This is a genomic window from uncultured Arenimonas sp. (genome assembly GCF_963976025.1).
GTDB lineage: Bacteria > Pseudomonadota > Gammaproteobacteria > Xanthomonadales > Xanthomonadaceae > Arenimonas.
The window spans coordinates 1-5451 of record NZ_CAXBJS010000171.1 but is presented as its reverse complement, the minus strand read 5'-3'; the positions used below and the strand labels follow the sequence as shown (position 1 = coordinate 5451).

At 68.6% G+C, this 5451-nt stretch carries 5 protein-coding genes; 2 read left to right on the top strand and 3 right to left on the bottom strand.

What is annotated here, in order from left to right:
* The coding region (secA, locus tag AACZ35_RS11850) for a preprotein translocase subunit SecA (protein ID WP_339829530.1) at positions 1 to 2513 on the top strand (2513 nt) is incomplete at its 5' end.
* Positions 2514 to 2522: 9 nt separating this feature from the next.
* Positions 2523 to 3479: a Nudix family hydrolase gene (locus AACZ35_RS11845; RefSeq protein ID WP_339829527.1), complete on the top strand. Its 957-nt coding sequence runs from the start codon at positions 2523 to 2525 to the stop codon at positions 3477 to 3479.
* Between the two features lie 69 nt (positions 3480 to 3548).
* Here the strand turns inward: AACZ35_RS11845 and coaE are convergent, their stop codons facing one another.
* The 3 genes from coaE to AACZ35_RS11830 all read right to left on the bottom strand — a co-directional run.
* Positions 3549 to 4160 carry a dephospho-CoA kinase gene (coaE, locus tag AACZ35_RS11840; RefSeq protein WP_339829525.1) on the bottom strand — a complete coding sequence of 204 codons (612 nt, stop codon included), beginning with the start codon at positions 4158 to 4160 and terminating at the stop codon, positions 3549 to 3551.
* A gap of 4 nt (positions 4161 to 4164) precedes the next feature.
* Complete coding sequence (locus AACZ35_RS11835) at positions 4165 to 5031, bottom strand: A24 family peptidase (RefSeq protein ID WP_339829522.1); 867 nt, start codon at positions 5029 to 5031, stop codon at positions 4165 to 4167.
* Between the two features lie 6 nt (positions 5032 to 5037).
* Positions 5038 to 5451: type II secretion system F family protein (locus AACZ35_RS11830; protein ID WP_339829520.1), on the bottom strand; the 414-nt coding region annotated here is incomplete at its 5' end.

The window sequence follows — 5451 nt, the reverse complement described above, 5'->3', positions numbered from 1 at the left end:
GCACCCTGGGCCTGCGCCACTACGACGTGCAGCTGATCGGCGGCATGGTGCTGCATTCGGGCCGCATCGCCGAAATGCGCACCGGCGAGGGCAAGACCCTGGTCGCGACCCTTCCGACCTACCTCAACGCGCTGTCGGGCAAGGGCGTGCATGTGGTGACGGTGAATGACTACCTGGCCCGCCGCGACTCGGCCTGGATGGGCAAGCTCTACAACTTCCTGGGCATGTCGGTGGGCGTGGTCTACCCGGGCATGCCGCATTCGGACAAGAAGGGCGCCTACGGTTCGGACATCACTTACGGCACCAACAACGAATTCGGCTTCGACTACCTGCGCGACAACATGGCGCTGGGCAAGGAAGACCGCTTCCAGCGTGGCCTGAACTTCGCCATCGTCGACGAAGTGGACTCGATCCTCATCGACGAAGCCCGCACCCCGCTCATCATTTCCGGCCCGGCTGACGAGTCGCCCGAGCTGTACGTGAAGGTCAACCGCATCGTTCCCAAGCTGGTCAAGCAGGAATCCGAGCAGGGCGACGGCGACTACTGGGTGGACGAAAAGGGCAAGCAGGCCCACCTGTCCGAACAGGGCATGGAACACGCCGAAGAGCTGCTGCGCGAAGCCGGCATCATCGGCGAGGACGACGGCCTGTATTCGGGCAACAACCTGGCCGTGGTGCACCACCTGATGGCCGCCCTGCGTGCGCACGCCATCTACCAGCGCGACGTGGATTACATCGTGCGCGACGGCGAGGGCGTCATCGTCGACGAATTCACCGGCCGCACTCTGGCCGGGCGCCGCTGGTCCGACGGCCTGCACCAGGCGGTCGAGGCCAAGGAAGGCGTGCCGATCCAGCGCGAAAACCAGACCCTGGCTTCGATCACCTTCCAGAACTACTTCCGCATGTACGGCAAGCTGGGCGGCATGACCGGCACGGCCGACACCGAGGCCTACGAGTTCCAGACCATCTACGGCCTGGAAGTCGCCGTCATCCCGACCCACCGGCCGATGGTGCGCAAGGACCATCCGGACCTGGTGTACCTGGCCCGCCCGGCCAAGTTCAACGCGGTCATCGAGGACATCAAGGACTGCTACGAGCGCGGCCAGCCCGTGCTGGTCGGCACCACGTCCATCGAAACCTCGGAACTGCTGGCCAACCAGCTCAAGCAGTCGGGCATCCCGCACGAAGTGCTCAACGCCAAGCAGCACGAACGCGAAGCGCAGATCGTCGCCAACGCCGGCCGTCCGAAGGCCGTGACCATCGCCACCAACATGGCCGGCCGCGGTACCGACATCGTGCTGGGCGGTTCCATCGACGCCGAGATGGCCGCGCTGGGCGAAGACGCCAGCGAAATGGACAAGGCGCGGGTGAAGGCTGAGTGGCAGAAACGCCACGACGAAGTAAAAGCCCTGGGCGGCCTGCACATCATCGGCACCGAGCGCCACGAAAGCCGCCGCATCGACAACCAGCTGCGCGGTCGTTCCGGCCGCCAGGGTGACCCGGGTTCGTCCCGCTTCTACCTGTCGCTGGAAGACAACCTGATGCGGATCTTTGCCTCCGACTGGGTGCAAAAGGCGATGCGCGGCATGGGCATGAAGGAAGACGACGTCATCGAGTCGGGCCTGGTGACCAAGCAGATCCAGAACGCCCAGCGAAAGGTCGAGGCCCACAACTTCGACATCCGAAAGAACCTGCTCGACTTCGACGACGTCGCCAACGACCAGCGCAAGGTCGTCTACCAGCAGCGCAACGAGCTGCTGGAAGCCGATTCGGTCAACGACGCCATCACCGCCATCCGCGAGGACGTGCTGACCGAGGTCGTGCGCCGCTACGTGCCGGCCGAGTCGGTGGACGAACAGTGGGACCTGCCGGGCCTGGAACGCAGCCTGGCCGATGAATTCGGCATCACCGTCGACCTGCAGGGTCCGGCTGCCACCGAGGAAGCGATCGACGACGAGCGCCTGCTGATGCTGGCGCTGGACGCCGGCGAGAAGCTGTTCGCCGACAAGGAAGCCCAGCTGGGCGGCGAGATGATGCGCCACCTGGAAAAGCACCTGATGCTCAACGTGCTCGACCAGAACTGGAAGGAGCACCTGGCGCGCATGGACTACCTGCGCCAGGGTATCCACCTGCGTGGTTACGCCCAGAAGCAGCCCAAGCAGGAGTACAAGCGCGAGAGCTTCGAGCTGTTCACCGAAATGCTGGACAAGGTGAAGCAGGAAGTGGTGTCGATGCTGGCCCGCGTGCGCATCCGCAGCGAAGAGGAAGTCGCCGCGATGGAGGCCGCCGAGCGCCAGCGCGCCGCCGCCCAGGCCAACAAGATGCAGTTCCAGCACCCGGAAACGGGCGGCTACGGCACCGAAGACGAGGCCGAACAGGCCCAGGCGATGGCCGCCGAAGGCCATGGCGTGCTGGCCCCGTCGACCCGCGAGGGACCGAAGGTCGGCCGCAACGATCCCTGCCCCTGCGGCAGCGGCAAGAAGTACAAGCAGTGCCACGGGAAGCTGGACTGATCCCGGCGCATGCCCGGCGACCGACCTAAACCCGTGCACGTGGCCGCGGCCGTCCTCCGGGACGCCCGCGGCCGCATCCTCCTGGCCCGGCGCACCGCCGGGCGCGACCTGGCCGGCGCCTGGGAATTCCCGGGCGGCAAGGTCGAGCCGGGCGAAAGCCCGCGCGAGGCCCTGGACCGCGAACTCCACGAAGAGCTGGGCATCCGGGTCCTGGACGCCGTGCCGCTGGTGGCCGTGCCCCAGGCTTACCCGGACAAGCGCATTGTCCTGGACGTTTATACGGTCGATTCCTACGACGGCACGCCGCGCGGCCGCGAGCGCCAGGCCCTGGCCTGGTCGCCGCTGGAAAAACTGCATGGTTACCCGATGCCGCCCGCCGACCGGCCGGTGGTGTCGGTGCTTACCCGGCCGCCGCGTTACCTGATAAGCCCCGAGTCCCTGCAGCCGGCCGCCTGGCTGGCGCAGTTGGACAAGGCCCTGGCCGCCGGCGCCCGGCGCGTGCAGCTGCGCGCACGCGGGCTGACGGCGCAGGCCCTGGCCGACTTGGCCATGGACGCCCGCACCCGCTGCCACGCCGCCGGCGCCGAGCTGCTGGTGAACGGGGAAGCCGGCCTGGCCGCCGACCTGGGCATCGGCCTGCACCTGCCGGCGCGCCAGCTGATGGCGCTGTCATCCCGGCCGCTGCCGGAGGGCCAGACCGTGGCCGCCTCCTGCCACGACGCCGACGAGTTGGCCCAGGCCGAGCAGCTGGGCCTGGATTTCGCGGTGCTGGGGCCGGTGCGCGCCACTGAAAGCCACCCCGGGGCCCCGGCCATGGGCTGGGACCAATTCTCCCGCCTGCGTGAGGCCGTTTCGCTGCCGATCTATGCCCTGGGCGGCCTGCGCCCGGCCGACGTCGCCACGGCGCGCAGGCACGGCGCACAGGGCGTGGCCGGCATCCGGGCCTTCTGGCCAAAGCCCGTGTAGGAGCGCCTTCAGGCGCGAAGCCCTTCTTTGCCAAGGGCAAAGTCAAAAGATTCGCGCCTGAAGGCGCTCCTACAGGGAAGCCGCGGCCAGATAGTGCGGGTGCAACCGGCGGATCGCCGCCTCCAGCTCCGCCAGCGACCCATCATTGACCACCACGTCATCCGCCATCGCCAGCCGCTGCGCGCGCGTCGCCTGGGCGGCGAGCATGCGCGCGGCCAGGGCGGCGTCGACGCCGTCCCGGGCCTGCAGGCGGGCCAGTTGCACGGCTTCGGGCACGTCCACCACCAGGATGCGCTGCAGCCAGGGGTAGGCGGCCCGGCCGCCGCCTTCGGCCAGCAGCGGGATCGCGACCACGGCGTAGGGCCCGGGTGCCTGTTCGCAGGCATCGTGAAGCCAGGCGCGGATGGGCGGGTGCAGCAGGGCTTCGAGGTCGGCGCGGGCCAACGGGTCGGCGAACACCCGCTGCCGCATCGCCGCGCGATCCAGCCGGCCGTCGGGGCCGATGGCCTCCGGGCCGAAACGCCGTGCCACCGCCGCCAGCGCCGGCTGCCCGGGTTCGACCACGGCGCGCGCGGCGATGTCGGCGTCCACCACCGGCACGCCCAGCGATTCGAATACGTGGGTGGCGGCCGACTTGCCCGAGGCCACGCCGCCCGTCACCGCCACCAGGAAGCCGGCCATCGGCTCAGCTCAGGCCGGTGAAGTCGCGATAGGCCTGCAGCAGCTGCGGCCCCCACATCAGCTGCACCCAGCCGGCCGCGGCCAGGTAGGGCCCGAAGGGAATGGGCGTGGCCCGGTCGCGGCCGCGCAGGCCGATCCACAGGCTGCCGACGATGGCACCGATCATCGAGGACATCAGCACGATCGGCAGGATGCCGCCGACGCCGCACCAGGCGCCCAACGCGGCCAGCAGCTTGAAGTCGCCGTGGCCCATGCCTTCCTTGCCGGTGAGCAGCTTGAAGGCCCAGTACACGCTCCAAAGGCTCAGGTAACCGGCCAGGGCGCCGAAGATGGCCTGCACCGGCGAGACGAACAGCGTCATCGTCGCCAGGCCCAGGCCGATCCAGAGCAGGGGGTAGGTGAGCTGGTCGGGCAGCAGGGTAGTGCGCAGGTCAATGCCCGACATCGCCACCAGCAGGCCGGTGAAGACGAGGGCGGCCAGGCCCTCGGCGCTGAAACCGAAGCGCCACATGCAGGCCGCGAACAGCAGGCCGGTGGCCAGTTCGACGAGGGGGTATTGCCAGGAAATCGGGCTGCCGCAGCCCCGGCACTGGCCGCGCAGCATCAGGAAGCTGATGACCGGGATGTTTTCCCAGGGCGCCAGCTTGTGCCCGCACTTGGGGCAGGCCGAACGCTGCACGACGATGCCCGGCGGCGCCGGTTCGTAGTGTTCGGGCAGCTCCAGGATCTCGCGGCTGTCGCGCCGCCACTGCCATTCCAGGCGCGGCGGCAGGCGCAGGATCACGACATTGAGAAAGCTGCCGACCAGCAGCCCGAATGCGAGCGCGACGGCGGCCGAGAGGGCCGCCGAGGCCTGGAGCGCTTCAAACATCCAGGGTCAGACCGTGGCGGCGAGCTTGAAGATCGGCAGGTACATGCCGATGACCATGCCGCCGACCAGCACGCCGATGACAACCATGATGAAAGGCTCGAGCAGGCTGGTCAGGGCGTCGACGGAGTTGTCGACTTCCTGTTCGTAGAACTCGGCCACCTTCAGCAGCATGGTGTCGAGCGCGCCGGCTTCTTCACCGATGGCGGTCATCTGCACCACCATGTGCGGGAAGATGCCGACCTGGCGCATGGCCACGTTCAGCTGGTAACCCACGGAGACGTCTTCGCGGATGCGCTTGACGGCGTCGTTGTAGACGATCGAGCCGGTGGCGCCGGCCACGGTTTCCAGGGCCTCGACCAGGGGCACGCCGGCCTTGAAGGTCAGGGCCAGGGTGCGGGCATACCGGGCGATGGCGGACTG

Coding starts and splice junctions, on each gene's coding strand:
- AACZ35_RS11845 (WP_339829527.1), top strand. CDS start 2,523: ATGCCCGGCGACCGACCTAAACCCGTGCACGTGGCCGCGGCCGTCCTC.
- coaE (WP_339829525.1), bottom strand. CDS start 4,160: ATGGCCGGCTTCCTGGTGGCGGTGACGGGCGGCGTGGCCTCGGGCAAG.
- AACZ35_RS11835 (WP_339829522.1), bottom strand. CDS start 5,031: ATGTTTGAAGCGCTCCAGGCCTCGGCGGCCCTCTCGGCCGCCGTCGCG.